Here is a 23,723-nt window from a genome sequence, read left to right on the forward strand (position 1 = left end):
GGGGTTTGTGGGGGGGGGGGGGTGTGGTTTTGCCCCCCGGTGTTTGCGTTTTGGGGGGTGGGTTTTCACACCCCCACCCGTGGGGGGGGGGTTCCGCCCCCCCTCCCGCGGGCCCCCCGCCCCCGCCGCAAACCTAGTGCGCCGTCAGGGTTTCCGCGCGACTCCGACCGCGACGATCCGCTGCGCCACCGTCGGGTCGCCCAGCAACGGACCGTCCGGCCACCATTCGACCACCGGCACGATTTCCGCCGGCTTGTTCGGCCCGCTCGGGATCAGTTCCATGTCGTGGAACAGTTCCTTGATCTCGGCGCGGGTGCGGGACGAGACGTCCTTCATCGAGCCATTGTGGACCGATTCGATGATGCCCTGCACCGCTTCGTCGTCCTCGGAACCGTCGTGCGCGTCGAGCAGGTGCGAGATCGCCACGTACGAACCGGACGGGAGCCGGTCGATGAATTCCTTCGTCACCTTCGCCGGAACCTCGCGGTCGCCGGTCTGGTGGTGCAGCGCGAGCAGGAACAGCACCGCGATCGGCTGGTCCCAGTCGAGGTGCTCGTTGACCGTCGGATGGTCGAGAATGCTCGGCGGGTCGAAGAAATCCGCCTGGATGTATTCGGTGAACTCGTTTTCGTCGAGCAGTGCCCGCCCGTGGCTGGCCACCACCGGGTCGTAGTCGACGTACACGACCTTCGCGGTGGTGTCCGCCCGCTGCACGATCTGGTGCACGTTTTCCGCGGTCGGCATGCCGGACCCGCAGTCGATGTACTGGCGGACGCCCGCGTGGTAGGCGAGGAAGCGGCAGATCCGGGTCATCAGATGCCGGTTGACCCGCGCGGTCTCCGCGATGTCCGGCATCACCCGGGCGGCTTCCCTTGCTACCTGCCGGTCGATCTCGTAATTGTCTTTCCCGCCCAGGAGATAGTCGTAAACGCGGGCCGCGCTCGACTGGTTCGGGTTGACCCCCGGCGGTGCGTTGACTGCGTCGGCCACGACGCGTACCTCCCGCGTGCTGACACGGTGATAGTTGCCGTACTGAGAGTAGCGGACTTCGCCGACGTCGCGAAACCGGTGCCGCCCGGATGCCAGCCAGCCTTATTTCACCGCGCTGACCAGCGGCGACAGCGTGCTCACGCGGTCCACTCGGCACAGGACACGACCTCGAATCCCCGGCTGGGGAACACTTTGTCCAGCAGGAAGTCGTTGACGGCCTGGTCGCCGTCGGCGCATCCGTCGCGCAGCACGGTCACCTGGTAGCCGCGATCCGCCGCGTCGTAGCACGTCGCGGTGACCATCGCGCTGGTCGCGACCCCGGCGATCGCGACGTGGCTGATGCCTCGGGCACGCAGCACCAGGTCGAGGTCGGTTCCGGCGAACGCGCTGGCCCGGCGCTTCAGGACGACGACGTCTTCTTCGGCGACCGGCAGCGTCAGTTCAGTGCCGGGAGAACCCTCGTGGAAAGCGTCCCCGGCCTCGAAGAATGAGCGGTACAGCGCGCCGTCGGGCAGGTCGGTTCCGTTGTCCCGCATGGCGAAATGCACGAATACGACGAGGGTGCCGGTTTCGCGGGCCCGCGGCAGCAGGTCGGCGAGCGGCGGCACGACCTGACGGGCGAACGGGTAGCCGTCGGTGATGCCCCGCTGGATGTCGCCGATGATCAGCGCGGTGGTCATGAGAATCCCCCTTTGAGCAGTAGCCGCCATTTAACCCGGAGGCGTGCTCAGGCGTCGAAGGCGAGCAGCGCTTCGAGCAGTTCCTCCGGGGTTTCGACCTGCGGCAAATGCCCGGTGCGAGGAAGCACGGTGAAAGTCGAGCCCGGGATCGCGGCCGCGTAGGCCTCGCCGTACCGCGGATCGGCGATGCGGTCGCTTTCGCCCCACAGGACGTGGACGGGCGTCTCGGCCTTGCCCAGCCGCTCGGCCAGGCTCGGGTCGGTCATCGCCGGACCGGTGTAGCCGACGAGCGCCAGGACGTCCGGGCTCGGGCCGCTGCTGCCTGCTGGCGGGGTCGGCGCCTTCGCCGGGTCGTGGAACGAGAACTGCTGGATCTCGGCGACCGTCTTGCCGCGGACGTCGGCCAGCGGATGGCCGTCGACCTCGATGCCGATGCCGTCGACGATCACCGCGCGGCTGACTCGCGGACTCCGCAGCAGGGCGATCTCCGCGGCCAGCCAGCCGCCGAAGGAGTTGCCGACCACGGTGACGTTCGAGACGTCGAGGTGGTCGAGCATCGCGACGTACGCCTTGGCCAGCGCGGTGACGTCGGTGAGTCCGGCGGCTTTCGGCGTGCCGTTGAAGCCGGGGTGGGTGGGGAGCAGCACTCGCGAGCGCGTGCGTTCGGCCAGCAGACCGGCGAAACCGGCCATCGTCGCGACGCCGCCTCCTCCGTGCAGCAGCAGGAAGGTCCGGGTGCGGTCGTGGTCCTGCACGCTGATCTCGACCGGACCGGAGGACGGGAACTGGAGGATCTGGGAGGAAGTCATATCAGGAAGCTTATATAAGGAAGCTTAGATAAGCAACCTGTTCTGAACCGGGGTAGGCTTCCCTGCCATGAGGTACCGCCACGCCGACGTCGCACTGGCCGTCAAGCGCCTGCAGCACCGCCATCACCGCGCGCTGAGCCAGGCACTGCAGCCGCTCGGGCTGTCGTTGGTGCAGTGGGATACGTTGCGCCACTTGGACAATCACCCGGAGGCGTCGCTGCACGACCTCGCCGTGCTGACCTTCCAGACCGACCAGTCCTTCGGCACGCTGGCCGCGCGGATGGTCGACCGCGGCCTGATCGAGCGGGTGCCCGGCCCGGGTCGCGCGGTGCGGCATCGGCTGACGGAGAAGGGCGCTGAGTTGCGGGCGGCGGGGCAGGAACTGGCGGATGCGGTGGTGAAGACGTCGTTCAGCCGATTGTCGGCGGCTCAGTTGAACGAGCTGGGCGCGTTGCTGGACGTCGCGCTGGAGTCTGACCCGGCGTAACCGGTCAGCCGGTCGGCGAGAGCGCGCATCTGGTCGCGGAGGGCGTCCGGCCGCTCGATGGCGAACGGCCGGTCCAGCGCGGCGAGCCGGGGCGGGATCCAGTCGAGGCGTTCGGCTCGGATGCGCGCCCGCGTCCACGGCCCGTCCGCCTCCAGGATGGCGATGGACGGCGGGAACACCGCGCGGATCTCCTCCGCGGTCGCGCGGATCCGCACTGATACGTCATGCCGGTGCGGGGCTTCGGCGATACCGGTGAGCACCTGCTGAGTAGGGTCGAAATCCGTTGGGGCGCTGAAGGTTCCGTCCCGTGGCTCGGCCCGTTCGATGCGGTCGACGCGGAACGTGCGCACCTGCCCGGCGGTTGAGTCGAAGCCGGTGAGATACCAACGGCCGGAATGCGCCACGACACCGTACGGCTCGACGACGCGCTCGCTGCTGCGGCCGTGAGCCGCGGTGTAGGCGAGTTTGACCGGCCGCTGGTCGCGCGCTGCCTCGGCGACCGCGAGCAGCACTTCGGCCTCGGCGGTGAGCGCGGCCCGCGCGGGTGCGGTGAAGTCGGCGACCTCCAGCAGCGCGTCGAGCCGGCGGCCGAGCGCCTCGGGCAGCACCCGGCGCACCTTCGCGACGGCGCTTTCCGCGGCCGCGACCGAGGTGGTGACCAGCCCCGCGCGCCGGCCCGCGACCAGCCCGAGCAGGACCGCGAGCGCCTCCTCGTCGGTGAGCATCAGCGGCGGCATCCGGTAGCCGGGCGCGAGCCGGTACCCGCCGTAGCGGCCGCGCACGGAGCGGACCGGAATGTCCAGGTCGAGCAGGTGCTCGACGTACCGGCGGACCGTGCGCTCGTCCACATCGAGCCGCCCGGCGAGTTCGGCGACGGTCCGGGTGCCGCCGCCCTGCAGGATTTCCAGCAGCGCCAGCACGCGGGCGATCGGCCGGGTCATGCGGAGAATTCTCGCAATACCGGGCGGATCCTGTCCACTATTGCTTCTAGCGTGGCCACTAAGCAACCAGAGAGGAATTTGGCCGTGCAGTTGACTTCCGTCCGGATCATCACCGGTGACATCGACCGTCTGACGTCCTTCTACGAGCAGGTGACCGGCCTCGTGGCGAGCCGCCCGGCGAAGCAGTTCGCCGAGTTCGTCGGCGAGACCGCGACCCTGGCGATCGGCAGCGCCGAGACGATGGCGCTGTTCAGCGCGGGGGCGGCGGTGCCGGAGTCGAACCGGACCGTCATCCTGGAATTCCAGGTCGAGGACGTGGACCGCGAGTTCGCCCGGCTCCGGCCGCTGCTCGCCGAGGTGGTGCAGGAGCCGACGACGATGCCGTGGGGCAACCGCTCGCTGCTCTTCCGCGATCCGGACGGCAACCTGGTGAACCTGTTCGCGCCGCAGACTGAGGAAGCGCGCGCCCGGCTTGCCAGGTGACGAAATCGGCTGGCCCGGCCGAGGGGCGACCGGCCAGGATCGCGGCATGACACGTGCTCTTCTGCTCGACCGGTTCCGGTGGGTCGACGGACACGCCGATCTCTGGCCGGTCTTCCGCGACGGCGAGGCGTTCGCCGAGGTGGTTAAGGCGCTCGCCGAGCCGTTCCGGGACGCAGGCGTGACCGCGGTATGCGGGATCGAGTCGCGGGGATTCCTGCTCGGCGGGGCAGTCGCGCTGGAACTGGGCGTCGGCTTCGCCGCGATCCGGAAGGCCGCCGGGATGTTCCCTGGCGAGAAGCTGACCCGCGAGACAGACCCGGACTACCGGGGTTTCCGGCACGTCCTGCGGATGCAGCGCTCGGCGTTGTCTCCGGGCGACCGGGTGCTGCTTGCGGACGACTGGATCGAGACGGGGAATCAAGCCCTTGCAGTGCGTGCTTTGGTGCTGGAAGCGGGGGCGGAGCTGATCGGCTGCGCAGTGCTGGTCGATCAGCTCGGTCCAGCCGCGCGGCCGCGCCTCGGAAGGCTGCACGCGCTGCTGACCGCGGACGAACTGCCGGAGTGCTGACTACTGCCGGGAAAGCAGCATCGGCGCCCGGCCGTTCGTTTCCTTGCCGCCGCGGAGAATCTGTGCCCGTCCGGCGCCCGGCCAGCTGTTGACCCAGCTCGACCCCGGAATCTCCTTGGCCTGCTTCTTCAACGGCGCCAGCAGCCGCGCGCTTTCGCGGTACGAGCCCGCTGAGGCACCGGTCTGGACGAGGCTCGCCAGGGAGAGCGTGACGGACACACCGTCGGCCGACCAGCCGTGGCCGAGGACTGCGTCGGCGAGTGCGGTGATGTCCTCGACGCCGCAGACGACCAGGAAATCGTCGCCGCCGACGTGCCCGACGGTGACGTCGCCGAGCCGCCGGGCGTGGTCGGTCAGGGCCCGGCCGATGGCGCGGATCAAATCGTCGCCCGCGGCGAACCCGGCGGTGTCGTTGAGCCGTTTGAACTGGTCGATGTCCAGCCAGGCGACGACGAACGGCCGTCCGGCGTCCGCGCGGCGGGCGACGTCGTGGGCGATCGCGTCGCTGCCGGGCAGCCGGGTGAGCGGGTTGAGCGCGACCGCGGCCTCGACCTTCACCGCGGCCATCCGGCGCATCACCTCGTTCGGCCGCACCACGCCCTGGTAGCGGCCGGACGCGTCGGTCACCACGAGGTCGTCGCCGCTGTGCTCGGCTCCGCCGTCGGCGATGATCTCCAGCAGTTCGCGGGTGCCGGTGTCGATCCGGACGAGCCGTGGCGGGCCGGCCAGTTTCGCGGCGGGTTTCCCGGCGTACAGGGCGTGCCCGTACCGGCCGGTCACCGCCAGCAGGAAGCGCATCCGGTCGATCGTCCACTGTGGACGCGCCTGCTGGTCGAGTCCGACGATGGCCTTCGGCGCGTGCTCGGCGGACAGGATCGCGTGGACGTCGTCGCAGGTCGCGTCGTCGGGCAGGGTTTTGGCCTGGCGGAGGAATTCCGGGATCCGCAGTCCGGCGGCGGGCGAGACTGCCGTGGTTCCCGGCTGGTCGCCGCGTTCGGCGGTGGGCAGCACGCGTTCGGGGGCGGCGGTGGCGAACAGATTCCCTTGCACGAGACGGATTCCGGCGCGTCGCGCGACGTCGAGTTCCGCGTCGTTCTCGATTCCCGTCGCGACGAGCCGCAAATCAGTCTGCGTGGCGAACTGCACCAGCGCCTCGACGAGCGCGACCGTCGCCGCGTTCGCCGGAAGCCGCCGCAACGTCGCGCGGTCCAGCTTGATCATCTCGATCGGCGCTTCGGCGAGGAGATTCATCGGCAGGCCCGCGGCGCCGAGCCGGTCGAAAGCCAGCCGGAAGCCGAGGTCGCGGAGCCGGTGCAGGCCCTGCAGCAGGGTTCCCGGATTCGGGACGGCGAGCGGGGCGGTGACTTCCAGCACGACGTCGGCGGGACGGCGGCCCGCGCGTTCGAGGGTCTGCAGCAGCGGGATGAACCGCTCGGCGGGCGCGCCGGCGGCGCTGGCGCTCAGGTTGAGATGCAGCGACACCCCGGCCGCGACCTGCGGGGCCGCCGCGGCTGCGCGGGCGGCGAGGTCGAGGTCGGCGTCGATCAGCTGGGCCTGGTCGCCCGCCGCGTCGAGGAGGTCCTGGACCCAGCCCGCCGCGGGATGCCCGACCGCTTCGACTGCGACAGCCGAGCCGCTGTAGAGGCTGTACAGCGGCTCGAAGGCGAAACGGACCTGGTCGGCAGGGGCGAGCACACGCAAATCCTCGCCCGGAACGCACGGATCTCCACAAAACCGTTATCTCCCGTTGACCTGCCCGGCCGGCGGCCGAACCGGAAAACTCTTCGGGATCGGGGACTGTGCTCGGGATTCGCGACCGCTCGGGGCAAACCCGCGGTACGGCCCGTGACCACCATCACAAATCGGCTACGAACCACACGTGACCAGGCGTGATGGCTCGACCACGAGCGATGCGCCAGCGGCGTGCCGTGAGGGGAACCCTGAGGGACTCAGAGTCCGTGAGGGTTCCCCTCACGACAGGCCGAGGTGCTAGCCCCATTCGCCGGTGATGTACCGAAGGTCACCCATGCGCAGATCGTCGTCCTGAAGCGGCGGCAGGCCGTTGTCGGCGAGCAGCTCCCGGACGGTGCTTCCCCGCACCTCCCAGCCGAGCCCGGTCAGGTAGGGAGCCGCTTCGTTGCGCTCGCCGAAGTAGCGCAGCCTCGTCATGTCGGTGTCGAAACCCTCGCCGCGCCATTGCTCGGAGATGCGGTCGAGGCGTTCCTTTGTCTTGTCCTCGTCGCCGGGACGCGGGTTGGGCCGGTTCTCGGTGGCGACCCGGCTTCCCGGCGCGCTGAGTTCGGTGATGGTGTCCAGCAAGCGATCTTGTGCCTCGGGCGGCAGATATCCCAGCAGGCCTTCGGCGCTCCACGCGGTCGGCCGGGCCGGGTCGAAACCGGCGGCGCGCAGTGCGGCGGGCCAGTCCTCGCGCAGGTCGACGGCGACCGCTCGCCGGTCCGCGGTGGGCTCGGCGCCCAGTTCGGCCAGGGTGCGGGCCTTGAACTCGACCACCGGCTCCTGGTCGATCTCGTACACCACGGTTCCGTCCGGCCAGGGCAGCCGGTAGGAGCGCGAGTCCAATCCGGACGCCAGGATCACGGCCTGGGCGATGCCCGCGTCCGCCGCGTCGAGAAAGAACTCGTCGTAGAACTTGCCGCGGATCTTGGCCGCGTCGATCCAGATCTGCCCGACGAGCGCGCCGGAGGCGGACTCGCCGGACGCCAGCTTGGCCAGCAGGTCGACGCCGACTGCCTGCACGAGCGGTTCGGCGAACCGGTCGGAGAACAGCGCGCCGTCCTCGCGGGTGGCGATCGCCCGCGCCGCCGCGGCCATGGTCGCGGTCGCGCCGACGCTGGACGCCAGATCCCAGGTGTCTCCGTCGTGCCGGGCAGAAGTCATTGAGCCGCCTTGTCTTTCGCCGGGTGTCGAGACCGCAACCTACTCCGATCCCGACACCGTGTCGCACAGTTCGCCAGGTTTCTTCCGTCGCCGCGTCGGAGCGCCCGACCCGGCGTGCTGCGTAGCGTGCTGGGCATGACGGCTGCCGCGCGGTTGCTGGAAACCTTGGCGCAGTGGGGAGTCGAGCACGTCTTCTGCTGTCCCGGGACCAGTGAGATACCAGTGCTCGACGCTCTTGCCGCCAGGCGAGGCGGACCCGAGTTCGTGCTGACCACGCACGAGGCGATCTCGGTGTCCATGGCCGACGGTTACGCGCGCGCCTCCGGCCGGATCGGCGTGGCCTACCTGCACACGAACGTCGGCGTCGCGAACGGCCTGGCGCATCTGTACGCGGCGCAGGTCGCGCGCAGCAGCGTCGCGATTCTCGCTGGCATCAAAGGGACGGCGACCCTCCCGCACCGCGCGTTGACGACTTCGCCGCGGTTGCTCGAAACAGCCGCGCCGTACGTGGGTCATGCCTGGCAGAACCTCCGCGCGGAGGACCTGCTGGAAGATCTCAGCCGGACGCTGTGGCACACCACGGTCGTTCCGGAACAACCGGCGATTCTCACGATCCCGCAAGACCATCTGACGGCCGAACCCGGCGTCGCGCCTCCGGTCCGCCGGGGTGCGCGGCAAGGCCCGGCCGCGGAAGCGGTTCGACACGCGTGCGCGCTGCTTGACGCGGCGCGGCGGCCGGTGGTCGTCGCGGGATCGGACGTCGCGCGGAGGCGGGCCGAGTCAGACCTGGAGCGGTTGGCCGAGCGGCTTGGCGCGCCGGTGTTCGTGGAGTCCCGGCGGGACCTCGAACGATGGTCGTTCCGCACGGATCATCCGCACTACGCCGGAGTGTTCGACCCCCGCGCGCCGCTGCTGGCGGAGGCCGACCTGCTGGTGCTGGCGGGCATGCCGACGCCGCTGGAGTTCTCGGCCGAGGTCGCGGCGCTGCCGCCCGGCGTCCCTCTGCTCCATCTCTCTGAAGACGCGGCCGAGCCTGGCCGCCGCTACGTGCCAGCTGGGGCGGTGGTCGGCGACACCGCGGCGGTGCTGCGCGAGCTGGCGGCAGGGGTCCGCGCGCCTTCTCGCGACGAATGGCTTGCCCGGGTGCGGAAGGACAGTGAAGCCCGGCGAGCCCGCTGGGAGGCCGAAGTTCCGTGGGACGGGGAGTTCAGCGCTGCGCTGGCGATGCGCATTCTCGCGGACGTCATCGGCGGGGAACGGCTGTTGGTCCTCGACGCGGTCACCTCGACGCTGCCGTTGCTGCGGTTTCTCCAGCGCACGCGGGCGGATTCGCTGTTCGCCACCGCGAGCGGCTCGCTCGGCTGGGGAATGGGAGCCGCGGCGGGGGTGGCGATGGCGCGGCGCGAGCGAGTGCTCGCGGTGGTCGGCGACGGCGTGGTCCAGTTCGGTGTGCCGGCGTTCTGGACCGTCGTGCGGTATCGGCTGCCGGTGACGTATCTCGTGGTGAACAACGGGAAGTACCAAGCCGTGGTCGCCGGTCTGAAGAAAAGCGGAGGCGAGCGCGACGAGTATCCGCTCACCGACATCAGCGGCGTTGAGATATCAGCGTTGGCGCAGGCATTCGGCATTAAGGCGACGACGATCGACGACGCCGACGGGCTGCGGGTCGCACTCGCCGAGGACTCCGAGGACGGCCCGCGGCTGATCGAGGTCCGCGTGAATGACGAGTTGTGGCAGTGATTCCGAACCCGCACCAGGATTGGCAGGCGACGCACATGGCCCGGTGGGATATCCGCGAGGTAGACGGGCAGATCTACTCCGGCGGTTGGCGTACCGGCGGGGGAGGCACGCAGCCGGTGGTCTCGCCGGGCGACGGCGGGAAAGTCGGCCTGGCGGGCATCGCCGACCAGCACGACGTCGAGCGGGCCGGAGCGCGCGCCGCGCAGGCGCAGGCTGAATGGAGCCGAGCGTCGTACCGAGTACGGGCCGACGTCCTCACTCGCGCTGCGGACGCGTTGCGCGAAATCCGCGCCGACGTCGAGGACGTGCTCGTGCGCGAAAGCGGCTCGCTGCCCGCCAAGGCGAAGCACGAGGTCGACAAAGCGATCGACGAACTGATCGCCGCGGCCGGGCTGGTCACGATGTCGCAGGGCGATCTTCTCCCGGTGGAAGACCCGATGACGCTGGGTTTGGCCCGCCGGATCCCCGTCGGCGTCGTCGGGGTGATCGCGCCTTGGAACGCGCCGTTGATGCTCGCCATGCGCTCGGTCGCCCCGGCGATCGCGCTGGGCAATGCGGTGCTGGTCAAGCCGGACGTGAAGACTGCCTTCTCCGGAGGCGCGGTGCTCGCGCACATCTTCGAGCAAGCCGGGCTGCCCGACGGCGTACTGCACGTGCTGCCCGGTGGTGCCGCGACCGGCGAGGCTGTGGTGCGCTCGCCGCACACGAACGCGATCTCGTTCACCGGCTCGTCCGCCGCCGGCCGCCGGGTCGGCGAGATCGCGGGCGGCCTGCTCAAGCGGGTAGTGCTGGAACTCGGCGGCAACAACGCGTTCATCGTGCTGGCGGACGCTGACCTCGACCGCGCCGTGGCCGGTGGCGTCGGCGGGACTTTCCGGCACCAAGGCCAGATCTGCATGGCCACCGGACGGCATCTGGTGCACGAAAGCATCGCCGATGAGTACGTCGAACGGCTCAAAGCAGCCGCCGAGAAACTGCGGCTCGGCGACCCTAAAGCACCCGGGACGACCCTCGGCCCGCTGATCACGACTGCGCAGGCCGAGCGGGTGCACGGCATCGTCGAGGCCGCGGTCGCCAGGGGAGCACGGGTCGTGCACGGGGCTACGCACGACGGCGCGTACTACCAACCGACCATCTTGGACGGCGTCACAGCTGACAACGCGGCTTTCCGCAGCGAGATCTTTGGCCCGGTCGCGCCGGTAACCCGTTTCTCGACCGAAGAAGAAGCGCTCGAACTGGCCAACGCGACCGAATACGGCCTGTCCGCGGCGATCCACAGCCGCGACGTCGCACGCGCGCTCGGCTTCGCTTCGCGGTTGCGTGCCGGGATGGTCGCGCTCAACGGCCAGACCATCTACGACGCCGCGCACATCCCGATGGGCGGCCTCGGTGCGTCCGGCAACGGCGGACGGCACGGCGGGCATTGGAACCTGGACGAATTCACCTACTGGCAATGGGTGACGGTTCCGACGATCCAGCGCTGAGGGTTTCCGACACCGCGTCGGACTCTCATACACGGTGTCGGAAACCCCTGGCGGAGATTCCCGCAGCGGACCGATTCCGTGGCGCCGCGATTTCCGTAGCTTCGAATCGTCGCCCGGTGCGGGCCCGTGACAGACAAAGGAGTCGGAGTACATGGACATTTCCGGTGCCACCGGGGCGCTGACCGGCGAGCAGTACAAAAAGAGCCTCAACGACGGCCGCGAGGTCTGGCTCGACGGGAAGCGCATCGAGAATGTCGCGGAACACCCCGCGCTGAAGCCGACCGTCGACGAGTTCGCCCGGCTGCTCGACCTGCGGTTCGCCACCCCCGAGGGGCGGGCGGCGACGCTGTTCAAGTCCGAGGAGACCGGCAACGAGGTCAGCTACGCGTTTTCGCTGCCGAAGACCCCGGAGGAATTGCGCGCCAAATTCGCCGCGTCGGAATGGTGGATGCGGGAAAGCCTCGGGCAGCTCGGCCGTTCGCCCGACTTCATGTCGAATGTCGCGGCGGGTCTCGCCGATTACGCCGACGAACTCGACCAGAACCGCGAAGGTTTCGGCCAGAACGCCCGGGATTACCGCCGGTTCGCCATGGAAAACGACCTCGTCCTGACCCACGCCCTCGGCGACCCGCAGATCGACCGCAGCGCCAGCCCGCTCGACGACCCGGACCTCGCCCTGCGTGTGGTCGAGGAGCGCGAGGACGGCGTAATCCTGCGTGGGGCCAAGCAACTGGCCACGCTCGCGCCGTTCTCCCACGAAGTGCTGGTGTACCTCAACGGCGTCACCGCCGCACGCGGCGCGGAAGACTTCGTCATCTGGTTCGCGCTGCCGATGTGCACGCCGGGCCTGAAGATCCTGCTGCGCGAACCGCTCGGCGCGCCGGAGAGCGGCCATTCGCACCCGCTCGGCAACCGGTACGACGAGCAGGACGCGATGCTGTTCTTCGACGACGTCTTCCTGCCGCGCGAACGCATCTTCCTGCTCGGCGACTCCCTGCGCGCGCTCAAGGGCCTCGGCCGGATCAACGTCTGGAGCCTGCAGAGCACGCACATCCGCTTCCTCGCCCGGATGAAGTTCTTCACCTCGGTCGCGAAGAAGCTCGCGCACTCCATCGGCGTGGACACCTTCCGCGGCATCCAGGAACAGCTGGGCGAACTGATCTCCTACGTCCAGACGCTCGAGCTGGCGATTAAGGGCGCCGAGGCCGACGCGGTCGTGACGCCGGGCGGGCACCTCGCCCCGAGCAATACCAACGGCGTCGGATTCTGGTCGGCCGACATCTCAGCGCGGATGGTGCAGATCTTGCGCCAGGTCGCCGCGTCCGGCCTCATCATGCAGCCGACCGAAGCCGACCTCGCGAACCCGGAGCTGCGCCCGTTCCTGGATCTCTACATGCGCGGCCACGACATCGGAGCGGCGGAGAAGGCACGGCTGTTCCGGCTCGGCTGGGAGCTCGCCGGCTCGAGTTTCGGGATGCGCCAGGAACTTTACGAGTACCTGCACCGCGGCGACCCCGGCGCGGGCCGCACCCGGCTGTTGCGCTTCTACGACACGTCGGCGACCGACGCGCGCGTCGACGAACTCATCAGCAAGCCGCTCGTCTGAGACCGCAAGGAGCATCCCGTGATCATCGACGTCCACGGCCACATGTCCGCGCCGGACGCCTACTACGCCTGGAAAGCCTCGCTGCTGTCGCACCGCGGCGCGCACGGCGGCAAACCGCCCGCCATCAGCGACGACGCGCTCGCCGCCGCGTATCACGCCCCGCACCCGAGCTTCGGCGACATCTCGCATCTGGCGCACCTCGACGGCGCCGGGATCGACCTGCAGATGATCTCGCCGCGCCCGTTCCAGATGATGCACAGCGAACGGCCGGCCAAGCTCGTGCAGTGGTTCACCGAGGAGACCAACAACCTCATCCACCGCGCGACGGAACTGTTCCCCGGCCGGTTCAAGGGCGTCGCCGGACTCCCGCAGAGCCCGGACCTGACGCCCCGGGACTGGACCGCTGAGCTGCGTCGCACGGTGACCGAACTCGGCTTCGTCGGCGCGATGCTCAACACCGATCCTTACGAGGGCACGGAAACCCCGCTCGCGCTCGGCGACCGGTACTGGTACCCGGTGTACGAGGTGCTGTGTGAACTCGACGTGCCGGTGCTGCTGCACGCGGCCGGGTGCAAACCGCCGGCGCGGGAGCCGTACAGCCTGCATTTCATCCAGGAAGAAACCATCGCGGTGTGGAGCCTCGTGAACTCCACCGTGCTAAAGGATTTCCCGGACCTCAAGGTGATCGTCTCGCACGGCGGCGGCGCGATTCCGTACCAGGTGGGCCGTTTTCTTCCGTCGGTGGTGCGCACCGGAGTGTCCTATCTGGACAAACTCCGCCGGCTGCACTTCGACTCCTGTTTGTACACCCAGGACAGTCTCGAGCTACTGATGAAGGTCGTCGGCACCGACCGGGTGCTGTTCGGCTCCGAGAAACCGGGCACCGGCTCGCAGATCGACCCGGAGACCGGCCGCTGGTTCGACGACATCCACCTGCTCATCGACGACATCGCCTGGCTAGGTGACAAGGAGCGCGCCGACGTCCTCGAGAACAACGCCCGCGCGCTCTTCCAGCTTTGAGGGGAAGCTCATGACCGAGATCGTCGCCGGGATCGGCACGTCGCACGGACCGCAGCTGAAGGCGCCACCGCCGCACGCCTGGGATACCCGGGGCACGGCTGACCGCGCCAGCAAGGGGCTCAAATTCCGCGGCGAGACGTACAGCTACGAGGAACTGCGCGAGCTGCGGGAGGACTTTTCGCAAGAGATCACTCCCGAGGTGATGGCTCGTCGCTGGGAAAGCTGCCAGCGGTCGATGGACCGGCTCGCGGACTTCATTCGCGCCCAGGACGTCGACGTCCTGGTGATCGTTTCCAGCGACCACAAGGAAACCTACGGCGACGAATGGCTCGCCCCGTTCTCAGTGTTCTGGGGCGACGAGGTCGCGCACGTGCCGTTCACCCAGGCACAGCTCGACGCGATGGCTCCCGGTCTGGCCGAGGCCGCGACCGGGGACGTCCCGGACCGCACGATCATGCGGCCCACGCACCGCGCGCTCGGCAAGCACATCATCCAGTCCACCCAATCCGACGACTTCGACACCGGCGCCACCGAGGTCATCCCGGCCGGGCGGTACGAGAACCACACGATCCCGCACGGCTTCGGGTTCATCTACCAGCGGTTCCTCGGCCAGGAATCGACGCTGCCGATGGTGCCGATCTTCATCAACACCTTCTGGGAGCCGAATCCGCCGGGAGCCAAGCGCTGCTACGACTTCGGGCGCGCGGTCGGCCGGGCGATCCGGTCGTTCCCCGGCGACCTGCGGGTCGGCGTCGTCGCTTCGGGCGGGCTCAGCCACTTCGTGATCGACGAGACGCTGGACCAGGAGTTCATCCAGGCCCTGCGCGACCATGACGCCGACTACCTTTCGACCGTCCCGGCCGCCGAGATGCGGTCCGGTGCCTCGGAGCTGCGGAACTGGATCGCGGTCGCCGGGATCGCCGACGAAGCGGGTCTCGCCGTGACCAGCGTCGACTACGAGCCGTGCTACCGCACCGAAGCCGGCACCGGCAACGCGATGGGTTTCCTTACCTGGGAACGGAAGTGACCATGTCTCCCGAAGAGATCATCACCGCACTGCGCGGCCTCGACAGCTGCGCGGTTTCCGACGCGCTCGATACGCTGGGCCTGCCCGGCGCAGTCACCGCACTGAAGCCGATGTGGCCTGCGGGTACGGTTCTGGCCGGTCGCGTGCGCACGGTCACCGCCGCACCGAAGGCGACCGCCGGACCGGCGACGCACATCGCCACCCCGCTGGTCGCGATCACCGAACCGGACGACGTCGTGGTGATCGACAACCACGGCCGCACGGACGTCTCCTGCTGGGGCGGCCTGCTCGCCGAGGCCGCGGTCCGGCGCGGCGTGGCTGGCGTCATCGTGGACGGTGCCTGCCGCGACGTCCAGGAGAGCGAAGCGTTGAAGCTCCCGGTGTTCGCCCGCGCGGCCGTTCCGGTCAGCGCGCGGGGCCGCATCGTGCAGGCCGCGATGGACGAGCGGATTCAGATCGCTGGTATCTCCGTTGCCCCGCAAGACTTTGTGCTCGCGGACGTCAACGGCGTCGTCTTCGTCGCCGCTGCAGACGCCGAACGCGTCATCGAGCTCGCGCAGCGGATTGCCGAGCGTGAAGCCCGGATGGCGGAGGCCGTCCGCTCCGGCCGTGACGTGCAAGAGGTCATGCACGATTCCCAATTCCCCTCAGTCACTGTGGAGCAGCGCTGATGTCTCTCCTTGACCGGTTCGCCGGACTCGGCACCGCGACGGTCTCCGATGCCCTCGACAAGCTCAAGCGGCCGGGCAGTCTGCTCGGCCTCGCCCCGCTGGCCGACGGACAGCGCATGATCGGCCGTGCGTTCACCGTGCGGTATGTCAGCGCGCAGGTCCCGGCTGGCACGGTCGGCGACTTCATCGACCAGGTCGAGCCTGGTCAGGTGATCGTGCTCGACAACGACGGCCGCCTCGACTGCACGGTCTGGGGCGACATCCTGACCGCGGTCGCGCATCAGCGTGGCATCTCCGGCACGGTCATTGAAGGTGTCTGCCGCGACACGCATCGCGCGCTGTCCATCGGCTATCCGATCTACAGCCGCGGTCGCTTCATGCGCACCGGCAAGGACCGGGTCGAGGTGGCCGAGGAACGCGGACCGGTGACCATCGGCGGCGTGACAGTCCGCCACGGGGACATTTTGCTCGGCGACTCGGACGGTGTCGTCGCGATCCCACGCGACTGCGAGGACGACGTGCTGGAGGTCGCCGAGATGATCCAGGCGCGCGAGGAGGCGATCCTCGCCGCTGCGCTCGGCGGCGCGACGATCGCCGAAGCCCGCGCGAAGTACGGCTACCACGATCTGCAGCGGGCGGAAGCATGACCACGTTGGCCGAAGACACCAAGGAACTGCTGACGCTCGGCACGGCGACGCTGTACGAAGCGTCCGGTATGGACTGTTTCCTGGACGCCGCGTTCCGGCCAGCCTGGGACGGCGCGCAGATCGTCGGCCGCGCGGTGCCGGTGTCCGCGCAAATCGGCGACAATCTGGCGCTGCACCACGGAATCGAGGCTGCTGGTCCTGGTGATGTGCTTGTGGTCGACGCCGGTGGCGCACCGTTCGGGTACTGGGGCGAGGTGATGGCGGTCGCGGCGCAGGCGCGCGGCATTTGCGGCTTGGTCATCGACGGCGGCGTCCGCGACACGCAGCAGCTCGCGTCGCTCGGGTTCCCGGCGTTCAGCACGGCGATCTCGATCCGCGGCACGATCAAGGCCTGGCCGGGGACGGTCGGCCGTCCGATCACCTTGCGCGGCAGGGTGGTTCGGCGCGGCGACGTCGTCGTGGCCGACCGGGACGGGATCGTCGTGCTTCTGGCGGACGAGTACGACCGTGTTCTGGCCTCGTCCCGTGCGCGCGCGGAGAAGGAAGAGTCCTATATGGACCGACTTCGCTCCGGTGAGACCACTTTGGACGTCTACAACTTCCGCCATCTCGGCGTTCCGGACGGAGCGAGGTGACCACGATGACCTCCGACCAGCAACGGATCGACAGCTTCCGCCAGGCCGCCGGACGATTCGCTTCAGGTGTCACAGTAGTGACTACCGCGCTTGACGGGCACCTTTACGGAATCACCGCGACCTCGTTCGTTTCCCTTTCGCTTAACCCGCTTTTGGTGACGGTGTCGATCAATTCGCACAGCCCGATCCTCGAAGAGATCCGCGCGAGCGGGGTCTTCGCGATCAACGTGCTCGGCCGCCATCAGCAGGAGGTTTCCGCGTGCTTCGCCCGCCGTGGACGCGGCCGGAGCAAAGAGCGATTCGACGAGGTCGAGACGCACACCGAGGCTACCGGTGCGCCGGTGGTCACCGGCGCGTTGAGCTGGTTCGACTGCACCGTGCACACAATGCTGGGCGGCGGCGACCACATCATTCTCGTCGGCGAAGTCGTTTCGGCGGGCGGCGGGACCGGGCAGCCGTTGCTGTACTGGTCCGGTGAATACCGTGAACTCAACACGGCGGAAGAAGCCGAGGCGGACATCGGCCGGATCGCCGATTCGCTTTCGATTCAGCTGCATTTGCACGGCATGCGAACCGAACAGCTCCTGGAAGCGCAGCACGCGGTCGAACCCGCCGCTGCCGCGCTCGCCGCTCGTGCCGCTGCCGACGACCAGGTCGCGCAATTGCGGGCGCTGGTCGAGGAGTCGGAGAAACACGTCCACGACGCCAGCCGGTACAACCCGCTGTCGCTGGAATTCCACGCCCGGCTGGGGATGCTGAGCGGAAACCCGGCGATCGCCGCGTCGGTCGGCGCGCTCAACCGGCCGCGGGAAAGCGTGTATGCCGTGCATACCAACGCCGAGAGGGCTTCTCGTGCCGTCGATGCGCACCGCCGCATCCTTCAGGCCATTGAGGACCGTGACGAGGATGCTGCTCGTCGGCTGATGACCGAGCACCTTGGCGTGGTGGCGCAAGGAATGCCGTGCTGAACGGAGAAACCATGGACGCAGACGTCCTCATCGTCGGGGCTGGTCCGGTCGGTCTCGTCGCCGCACTCGACCTGAGCAGCCGCGGGCTGTCGGTGATTGTTGTCGAGGAACGGGAGTTTCTCGAACCGCCGAACGTCAAGTGCAATCACGTCGCCTCGCGCACCATGGAGAGCTTCCGCCGGCTCGGCATCGCGGCCGAAGTGCGTGCGGCTGGTCTGCCGCGCGACTATCCGCAGGACGTTGCGTTCCGGACCTCGCTGACCGGGCGGGAACTGTCGCGCATCCCGATTCCGGCCAGCGGCGAGCGGTACACCTCGCGCGTCGGCCCCGATACGAGCTGGGCGACGCCGGAACCGCCGCACCGGATCAACCAGACGTTCCTGGAACCGATCCTCGCCCGGAACGCTGCCGCCGCGCCGGGCGTGACGCTGCTCAACCGCACGCGATTCCATTCGGTCGAGCAGGACGCGTCTTCCGTCTCGGCAGTGGTCTCTGACGGCTCAGGTGAACGGACTCTACGCGCCCGGTACTTCATCGGCGCGGACGGCGGCCGTTCGTCGGTGCGCAAGCAGATCGGCGTGAAGCTCAGCGGCGATCCGGTGCTCCAGCACGTGCAGTCCACCTGTATCCGCGCGCCGAAACTGTACTCGCTGATGTCCGCGGATGAACCGCGGGCGTGGGGCTACTACACGTTCAACGCCCGCCGAGTCGGCCACGTGTATGCGATTGATGGCAGCGAAACCTTCCTCGTGCACACGTATCTTTCGTCGGCGGAGGAGGTCGTCGACCGGGACGCGGCGATTCGCGCGATTCTGGGCGTGGACGAGGCGTTCGAATACAACGTCGTGTCCAAAGAGGACTGGATCGCGCGCCGGCTGCTCGCCGACCGGTTCCGCGACCGGCGGGTGTTCCTGGCCGGAGACGCTTCGCACCTGTGGGTGCCGTTCGCCGGATTCGGGATGAACGCGGGCATCGCGGACGTGCTCAACCTGACCTGGCTGCTCGGCGCGCACCTCGGCGGCTGGGCAGAGGAAGGGATCCTGGACGCCTACGAAGCCGAGCGGCGGCCGATCACCGAACAGGTGTCGCACTTCGCGATGAACCACCAGCGGAAGCTCGCACGGCCAGGACTTCCCGCCGATCTCGAAGACGACACCGCAGACGGTGAAGCCGCACGTGCGGCTTTCGGCGCGGCGGTGCGGGAATTGAACGAGCCGCAGTTCGCCGCCGCTGGCCTGAATTACGGGTACGCGTACCACGATTCCCCGATCATCGCCTACGACGGCAAGGAAGCCCCCGGCTACACGATGGGCAGCTACACACCGTCCACCGTGCCCGGGTGCCGCGCCCCGCACTTCACACTGGCGGACGGCTCCTCGCTGTACGACCATTTCTCACCCGGTTACACCGCAATAGCCGGGCGCGGTGCAGATATCTCAGCGCTGAACGTTGAAGCGGCAGACCGAGGCATCCCCTTCGCGGTCGTTGAAGTCGACGCGCTGCCGGATGAATATCTTTGCCCGATCACGCTGGTACGGCAGGACCAGACTGTGGTGTGGCGAGGTGCTCCGCCCGACCGGGCGGTCGCGGCCGACTTGTGGGAAAAGCTTCGCGGCGCTTGACCCCCGGCCCACAGTGAAGGCCTCCTCGAGGAAATCCCTCGAGGAGGCCTTCACTGGTTTCAGCGACGGATGATTTTGCTGGCCGCCATGGCTTTCAGGCCTTCGATGCCGAACTCCAGCCCGTATCCGGACGACTTGGTCCCGCCAAAGGGAATCGCCGGATCGACGCCGCCGTGCTGGTTGATCCACACAGTGCCCGCTTCCATCCGCTGCGCCACCGCGTCGGTTTCGTCAGCGTCGGGACCCCACACCGAAGCACCCAATCCCTGGTCAGTGCCATTGGCCCGCTGCACTGCGTCGTCCACAGTGGAGTATCGGATCACCGGCAGCACCGGACCGAACTGCTCCTCGTCGACCACCGCGGCACCGTCCTCGACGTCCGCGATGATTGTCGGCCGATAGAACAGCGGCCCGAGTTCCGTCGCCGGCAGGCCGCCGGTGACGATCCGGGCCCCGCGCGCCCGCGCCTCTTCCACCAGCCGGGAAACGATCTCGAACTGCGCGGGATTCTGTACCGGCCCGAGCCGGTTCGCCTTGTCCTGTCCTGGCCCGATCGGTGCCTTCTCGGCGCGCTCGGCCAGTGCGGATACGACGTCGTCGTAGATCGATTCGTGCACGTAAAGCCGTTTGAGCGCGGCGCACACCTGCCCGGTGTTCATGAAAGCGGCCCAGAACAACTTGTCCGCGACGGCGTCCACGTCAGTCCCGGGAAGCACGATCGCCGCGTCGTTCCCGCCCAGCTCAAGGGTGAGCCGCGCGAGGTTGCCCGCTGAGCTTTCCACGATCCGGCGGCCGGTCGCGGTCGATCCGGTGAACACGATCTTGGCGATCCTCGGATGCGCGGCGAGCGCGGCACCGACCTCGCGATCCCCGGAGACCGCGGTCAGCACGTCCGCGGGGAGGTGGCGGCGGAAGATCTCCGCGAGGGCGAGGACGCTCAGCGGAGTGTTCTCGGAAGGCTTGAGCACCACCGTATTTCCCATGCGCAATGCCGGCGCGACGTGCCACACCGCGATCATCACCGGGAAGTTCCAGGGGCCGATCGACGCGACAACGCCGAGGGGAACGTAGTGCTGTTCCGCCCCGTCCGGCAGCGTCTGCGGTTCGAGCACGGTGTCCGCGGCGGACCGGAGCCAGTGCGCGGCGCCGTGGGCCTCGCCAGCGCCGCCGGCTTTGCCTTGCTCAGCGGTGATGATCTCGCCGAGTTCTTCGGCGTGCGCGTCGATGTCGTCGGCGATGACGTGCAGGATTCGCGATCGTTCAGCGTGTCCCAGTGCGGCCCAGGCGGGCTGGGCCGTCGCGGCAGCGGCGATCGCGGCGTTCAGCTGGTCGACGGTGTGCACCGGTGCGTGGCCGACGACTTCCCGGGTCGCGGCGTCGAGGATCGGCCGCCCGCGGTCGTCGGCGACCGAGACGGTGGTCAGCAGTGCGTTCATGCGGGACCCTTCCGTAAAAGTTCACATTGAATATAGTCAATTGGGAGCGGCGGGGCTAGCGAAGACCAGCGAGCGTCGCGATCCGGAGTCCGGTGTGGAGTTCCCGGCGCACCTTCCCGTCGGCGAGATCGACGTCGGCGACTGCCCGCACGCGATCCAGCCGGTAGTAGAGGGTGCTGCGGTGGACGTGCAGGGTCAGTGCGGTGCGCTGGGCGTCGCAGCCGCAGTCGAGGTAGGTCTCCAGCGTCTGTGCGAGATCCGGCCCGGACTGCGCGTCGAGCAACCGTCGTACGGCGTCGGGGAGATCTGCGATGTCAACGTCCTCGAGCGGGAGTTGCAGCAGCAGCCGGTCCAATCCCAGCTTCGACCAGTGGGCGACGCAGCCGGTGTCGCCGCCGCGTAAGGCGATCCGGGCTTCCCGCAGCGAGCGGTGCACGCCGGACAACGGCGCGTGCGCTCCGCCGACACCGGCGTGCAGGCCGGAGAAGGCGGGCTGGGCAAGGAGGGCCGACAGCCGCTCGGTGTCGATCTCGTACGGCACCAGCAAGATCGCCTCGCTGCCGAGCACCGCGCCGGCCGCCTTCAGGGTCGGGAAGACGGGAATGCTCGACAGCGCCCGGTCCAGTACGAGCCGGAGCGTCGCTGAGCTGGGCTCCGCCCGCGGCGGGGTCGCGATTGAGATCACCGTGTAGTGCGGGACGGGGGAGAGCAGGCCGCTCGCGAGCAGTTCGTCCGCGGCCCGGACGCGCTGGTCGTCGGTGCCTTCGAGCAGTGCGGCGAGCAACCGTCGCGCGCGGTCCTCGTCCTCTCGGTTGCCCAGCGCCATAGCAGCCAGCAGCAAGCCGATCTGCGCGCGACGGTCGCGTAGCTCGGCGTCGTCCTCGTAGGCGGAGTTGTCGTCCTCGGGGATCGTCGAGGACAGGTAGCCGACCAGTCGTCCCTCGTGCCGGACCGGCGCGACCAGCCGGGACTGCCCGCCGTCGAGCGGCGGAATACGCACCGGCTCCCGCGCCTGGCCGACCCGATAGTCCCGAATGGACTCCTTGGCCCGCGAAGATCCTTTGTGGGACAAGATGATCGCCAACCGGGCGTGGTCGACGTCCTGGTCGTGCACGCTGAACGCGATGACCGTGAAGTCGACGTCGAACACGATGATCGGCCGGCCGAGCCGGTCCGCGTAGGCCTGCACCTGTCCTTCGAGAGTCATGCTCGCCTCTTCCGTTGCCAGCTGCCGGAGATTTGATCTATATTCATTATAGACATTTGACGAGAGGGATCCGCATGGCACAGATGACAGGCGGTGACGCGCTCGCCAGGGCGCTCATCAGCGAGGGCGTCGACACGGTCTTCGGCATTCCCGGAGTCCAGCTGGACGGGCTCACTGACGGCATGTACCGCAAGCGCGACGAGCTGGAGCTGGTCGTTCCGCGGCATGAGCAGGCGACCAGCTACATGGCGGACGGTTATTACCGGGCTTCCGGGCGTCCTGGTGTGGCGATGGTGGTGCCGGGGCCGGGTGTGCTGAACGCTGGGGCTGGGATGGCGACGGCGTATGCGTGCTCGTCGCAGGTGATGTTGCTGGCGGGGACGATTCCTTCGCCGCTCGTCGGCGGCGGACTTGGTGCGCTGCACGAGATTCCTCGGCAGACTGACACGGTTCAGGGGTTGACTAAGTGGTCTGCTCGGCCTAAGCGGGTTGAGGAGATTCCGGATCTCGTCCATGAGGGGTTCCGGCAGATGCGTACTGGGCGGCCTCGGCCTGTCGCGCTGGAGCTGGGGCCGGATTTGCTTCACGCGGTCGCGGATCTTAAGCCGGGGGAGCCGTTTGGGGTTCGGGAGCCTGAGGCGCCGGAGCGGGATGTTGTTGAGCTTGCCCGGTTGCTGGCGGCTTCCTCGCGGCCGGTGATCCATGTCGGGGGTGGGATGCGGGATCCTCGGGCGTTCAAGCTGTTGGCTCGGCTTGCTGAGTTGCTGGACGCGCCGGTGGTGATGAGCGAGAACGGGCGCGGGGCGATTGATGCTCGGGATCCGCATGCGTTGCCTGCGTTCGCTTTGTGGGAGCTGCGGGCTACTGCTGACTTGGTGGTGTCGTTCGGGAGCCGGTTCCTGACGCCGTTTGGGCAGCAGTTGAATATCGGCGATGCTCGGCTGGCGTTGGTCAATATTGATGCGGCTGATCTTCGTGCGCCTCGGCGGCCGGATCTTGCGGTTAATGCTGATGCTGTGGCGGTGTTGGAGGCGTTGGTTGAGCGGCTTGCGCCTCGTGCTGCTTGGGGGGCTGAGTTGGTTCGGCTTCGGGAGGATTGCGAGGCTCGGATTCGGAAGCAGGCTGGGCCGCAGATGGAGTTCGTGGACGCTATCCGTTCGGCGCTTCCTGAGGACGGGATTTATGTCAATGAGTTGACGCAGATTGGGTATGTGTCTACGTACGGGTTTCCGGTGCGGGCGCCGCGGTCTTATGTGTGGCCTGGGTATCAGGGGACGTTGGGGTATGCGATGCCTACTGCGCTCGGTGCCGCGGTTGGGTCTGGTGGGCGGCCAGTTGTCGCGGTTACTGGGGATGGGGGGATTGGGTGGTCTCTGCAGGAGTTCGCTACGGCTAAGAAGTATGGGATTCCGTTGGTTACCGTGTTGTTCGAGGATTCTCGGTTTGGGAATGTTTGGCGGATTCAGCGGGATACTTATGGTGGTCGGTTTATTGGGTCGGATCTGACTAATCCTGATTTTGAGTTGCTTACTCGGGCGTTTGGGTTGGATTTTGCGCTTGCTGAGGATGCTGCTGCGGTGGAGAAGCATGTTTCTGCGGCTATTGCTGCGCGGCGGCCTGCTGTGGTGAAGGTGCCGGTGGATGTGTTTCCTTCGCCTTGGCCGTTGATTCACGAGAAGCACTGATCGTGGTCGGCTCGTCGCCTGGCGGCGACATTGCGCCTGCTCGGGTGGGGCCACCACCCCGAAGCTGATTGTGCTGACGGTTCGGGGGTGCTTGTCAAGGCGGGAAAGATGCCTTGACA

General features: G+C 68.3%; 22 protein-coding genes. 14 read left to right on the forward strand and 8 right to left on the reverse strand.

Going from position 1 to position 23,723, the window contains the following annotated elements; genetic code table 11:
• Nucleotides 1-144: 144 nt before the first annotated feature.
• From ACFXI3_RS42270 to ACFXI3_RS42280, 3 genes are all read right to left on the reverse strand, one after another.
• The gene (locus tag ACFXI3_RS42270) at nucleotides 145-990 is read right to left on the reverse strand and encodes an SAM-dependent methyltransferase (protein WP_378407447.1); all 846 of its coding nucleotides are present in this window, start codon (nucleotides 988-990) and stop codon (nucleotides 145-147) included.
• Between the two features lie 137 nt (nucleotides 991-1,127).
• Nucleotides 1,128-1,670 (reverse strand): cysteine hydrolase family protein, encoded by a 543-nt coding sequence (locus tag ACFXI3_RS42275; protein WP_378407449.1) that lies wholly within the window; start codon nucleotides 1,668-1,670, stop codon nucleotides 1,128-1,130.
• 47 nt (nucleotides 1,671-1,717) lie between these two features.
• On the reverse strand, nucleotides 1,718-2,479 hold the full coding sequence (locus ACFXI3_RS42280; protein WP_378407451.1) for an alpha/beta fold hydrolase: 762 nt from the start codon (nucleotides 2,477-2,479) through the stop codon (nucleotides 1,718-1,720).
• Nucleotides 2,480-2,546: 67 nt separating this feature from the next.
• Between ACFXI3_RS42280 and ACFXI3_RS42285 the strand changes: the two genes are divergently transcribed.
• Entirely contained in the window at nucleotides 2,547-2,966 is a 420-nt protein-coding gene (locus tag ACFXI3_RS42285) for a MarR family transcriptional regulator (RefSeq protein ID WP_344286965.1), read from the forward strand.
• On the opposite strand, the gene ACFXI3_RS42290 is transcribed toward ACFXI3_RS42285, so the two are convergent.
• Nucleotides 2,909-3,907 carry a helix-turn-helix transcriptional regulator gene (locus ACFXI3_RS42290; RefSeq protein WP_378407453.1) on the reverse strand — a complete coding sequence of 333 codons (999 nt, stop codon included), beginning with the start codon at nucleotides 3,905-3,907 and terminating at the stop codon, nucleotides 2,909-2,911. The genes ACFXI3_RS42285 and ACFXI3_RS42290 overlap by 58 nt on opposite strands.
• Nucleotides 3,908-3,991: 84 nt before the next feature.
• On the opposite strand from ACFXI3_RS42290, the gene ACFXI3_RS42295 reads away from it, so the two are divergent.
• The gene (locus ACFXI3_RS42295) at nucleotides 3,992-4,390 is read left to right on the forward strand and encodes a VOC family protein (RefSeq protein ID WP_378407455.1); all 399 of its coding nucleotides are present in this window, start codon (nucleotides 3,992-3,994) and stop codon (nucleotides 4,388-4,390) included.
• A 46-nt stretch (nucleotides 4,391-4,436) separates the two neighbouring features.
• Nucleotides 4,437-4,958: a phosphoribosyltransferase family protein gene (locus ACFXI3_RS42300; RefSeq protein ID WP_378407457.1), complete on the forward strand. Its 522-nt coding sequence runs from the start codon at nucleotides 4,437-4,439 to the stop codon at nucleotides 4,956-4,958.
• On the opposite strand, the gene ACFXI3_RS42305 is transcribed toward ACFXI3_RS42300, so the two are convergent.
• Both ACFXI3_RS42305 and ACFXI3_RS42310 read right to left on the reverse strand, forming a co-directional pair.
• Nucleotides 4,959-6,653 carry a bifunctional diguanylate cyclase/phosphodiesterase gene (locus ACFXI3_RS42305; RefSeq protein WP_378407459.1) on the reverse strand — a complete coding sequence of 565 codons (1,695 nt, stop codon included), beginning with the start codon at nucleotides 6,651-6,653 and terminating at the stop codon, nucleotides 4,959-4,961.
• 294 nt (nucleotides 6,654-6,947) lie between these two features.
• Complete coding sequence (locus ACFXI3_RS42310; RefSeq protein WP_378407461.1) at nucleotides 6,948-7,856, reverse strand: SAM-dependent methyltransferase; 909 nt, start codon at nucleotides 7,854-7,856, stop codon at nucleotides 6,948-6,950.
• A 135-nt stretch (nucleotides 7,857-7,991) separates the two neighbouring features.
• Between ACFXI3_RS42310 and ACFXI3_RS42315 the strand changes: the two genes are divergently transcribed.
• The 10 genes from ACFXI3_RS42315 to ACFXI3_RS42360 all read left to right on the forward strand — a co-directional run bounded on the left by ACFXI3_RS42315 (nucleotide 7,992) and on the right by ACFXI3_RS42360 (nucleotide 19,276).
• Complete coding sequence (locus ACFXI3_RS42315) at nucleotides 7,992-9,596, forward strand: thiamine pyrophosphate-binding protein (protein ID WP_378407463.1); 1,605 nt, start codon at nucleotides 7,992-7,994, stop codon at nucleotides 9,594-9,596.
• A gap of 35 nt (nucleotides 9,597-9,631) precedes the next feature.
• Entirely contained in the window at nucleotides 9,632-11,080 is a 1,449-nt protein-coding gene (locus tag ACFXI3_RS42320; protein ID WP_378407487.1) for an aldehyde dehydrogenase family protein, read from the forward strand.
• 151 nt (nucleotides 11,081-11,231) lie between these two features.
• Nucleotides 11,232-12,686 carry a 4-hydroxyphenylacetate 3-hydroxylase family protein gene (locus ACFXI3_RS42325; protein WP_378407465.1) on the forward strand — a complete coding sequence of 485 codons (1,455 nt, stop codon included), beginning with the start codon at nucleotides 11,232-11,234 and terminating at the stop codon, nucleotides 12,684-12,686.
• A gap of 18 nt (nucleotides 12,687-12,704) precedes the next feature.
• Nucleotides 12,705-13,706 (forward strand): amidohydrolase family protein, encoded by a 1,002-nt coding sequence (locus ACFXI3_RS42330; protein WP_378407467.1) that lies wholly within the window; start codon nucleotides 12,705-12,707, stop codon nucleotides 13,704-13,706.
• Nucleotides 13,707-13,716: 10 nt separating this feature from the next.
• Nucleotides 13,717-14,733, forward strand: a complete 1,017-nt coding sequence (locus ACFXI3_RS42335) for a hypothetical protein (protein ID WP_378407469.1) — start codon at nucleotides 13,717-13,719, stop codon at nucleotides 14,731-14,733.
• A gap of 2 nt (nucleotides 14,734-14,735) precedes the next feature.
• Nucleotides 14,736-15,404: an RraA family protein gene (locus ACFXI3_RS42340; protein WP_378407471.1), complete on the forward strand. Its 669-nt coding sequence runs from the start codon at nucleotides 14,736-14,738 to the stop codon at nucleotides 15,402-15,404.
• A complete protein-coding gene (locus tag ACFXI3_RS42345) occupies nucleotides 15,404-16,051 on the forward strand; it encodes an RraA family protein (RefSeq protein ID WP_378407473.1) in 648 nt (215 codons plus the stop codon). The genes ACFXI3_RS42340 and ACFXI3_RS42345 overlap by 1 nt, the downstream gene beginning before the upstream one ends.
• On the forward strand, nucleotides 16,048-16,686 hold the full coding sequence (locus ACFXI3_RS42350) for a 4-carboxy-4-hydroxy-2-oxoadipate aldolase/oxaloacetate decarboxylase (protein ID WP_378407475.1): 639 nt from the start codon (nucleotides 16,048-16,050) through the stop codon (nucleotides 16,684-16,686). The genes ACFXI3_RS42345 and ACFXI3_RS42350 overlap by 4 nt, the downstream gene beginning before the upstream one ends.
• Before the next feature lie 5 nt (nucleotides 16,687-16,691).
• Entirely contained in the window at nucleotides 16,692-17,654 is a 963-nt protein-coding gene (locus ACFXI3_RS42355; protein ID WP_378407477.1) for a flavin reductase, read from the forward strand.
• Nucleotides 17,655-17,665: 11 nt separating this feature from the next.
• Nucleotides 17,666-19,276, forward strand: coding sequence for an FAD-dependent oxidoreductase (locus ACFXI3_RS42360; protein WP_378407479.1), 1,611 nt, complete (start codon nucleotides 17,666-17,668; stop codon nucleotides 19,274-19,276).
• Between the two features lie 59 nt (nucleotides 19,277-19,335).
• Here ACFXI3_RS42360 and ACFXI3_RS42365 read toward each other — a convergent pair whose 3' ends face one another.
• Both ACFXI3_RS42365 and ACFXI3_RS42370 read right to left on the reverse strand, forming a co-directional pair.
• Nucleotides 19,336-20,712: an aldehyde dehydrogenase family protein gene (locus ACFXI3_RS42365; protein WP_378407481.1), complete on the reverse strand. Its 1,377-nt coding sequence runs from the start codon at nucleotides 20,710-20,712 to the stop codon at nucleotides 19,336-19,338.
• A gap of 55 nt (nucleotides 20,713-20,767) precedes the next feature.
• Entirely contained in the window at nucleotides 20,768-21,919 is a 1,152-nt protein-coding gene (locus ACFXI3_RS42370; RefSeq protein ID WP_378407483.1) for a PucR family transcriptional regulator, read from the reverse strand.
• Between the two features lie 74 nt (nucleotides 21,920-21,993).
• Here ACFXI3_RS42370 and ACFXI3_RS42375 point away from each other — a divergent pair, with 74 nt between their 5' ends.
• On the forward strand, nucleotides 21,994-23,604 hold the full coding sequence (locus tag ACFXI3_RS42375) for a thiamine pyrophosphate-binding protein (protein ID WP_378407485.1): 1,611 nt from the start codon (nucleotides 21,994-21,996) through the stop codon (nucleotides 23,602-23,604).
• The last annotated feature ends 119 nt before the right edge of the window (nucleotides 23,605-23,723 follow it).

This window comes from Amycolatopsis sp. NPDC059235 (assembly GCF_042754125.1).
GTDB classification, from domain to species: domain Bacteria; phylum Actinomycetota; class Actinomycetes; order Mycobacteriales; family Pseudonocardiaceae; genus Amycolatopsis; species Amycolatopsis albidoflava.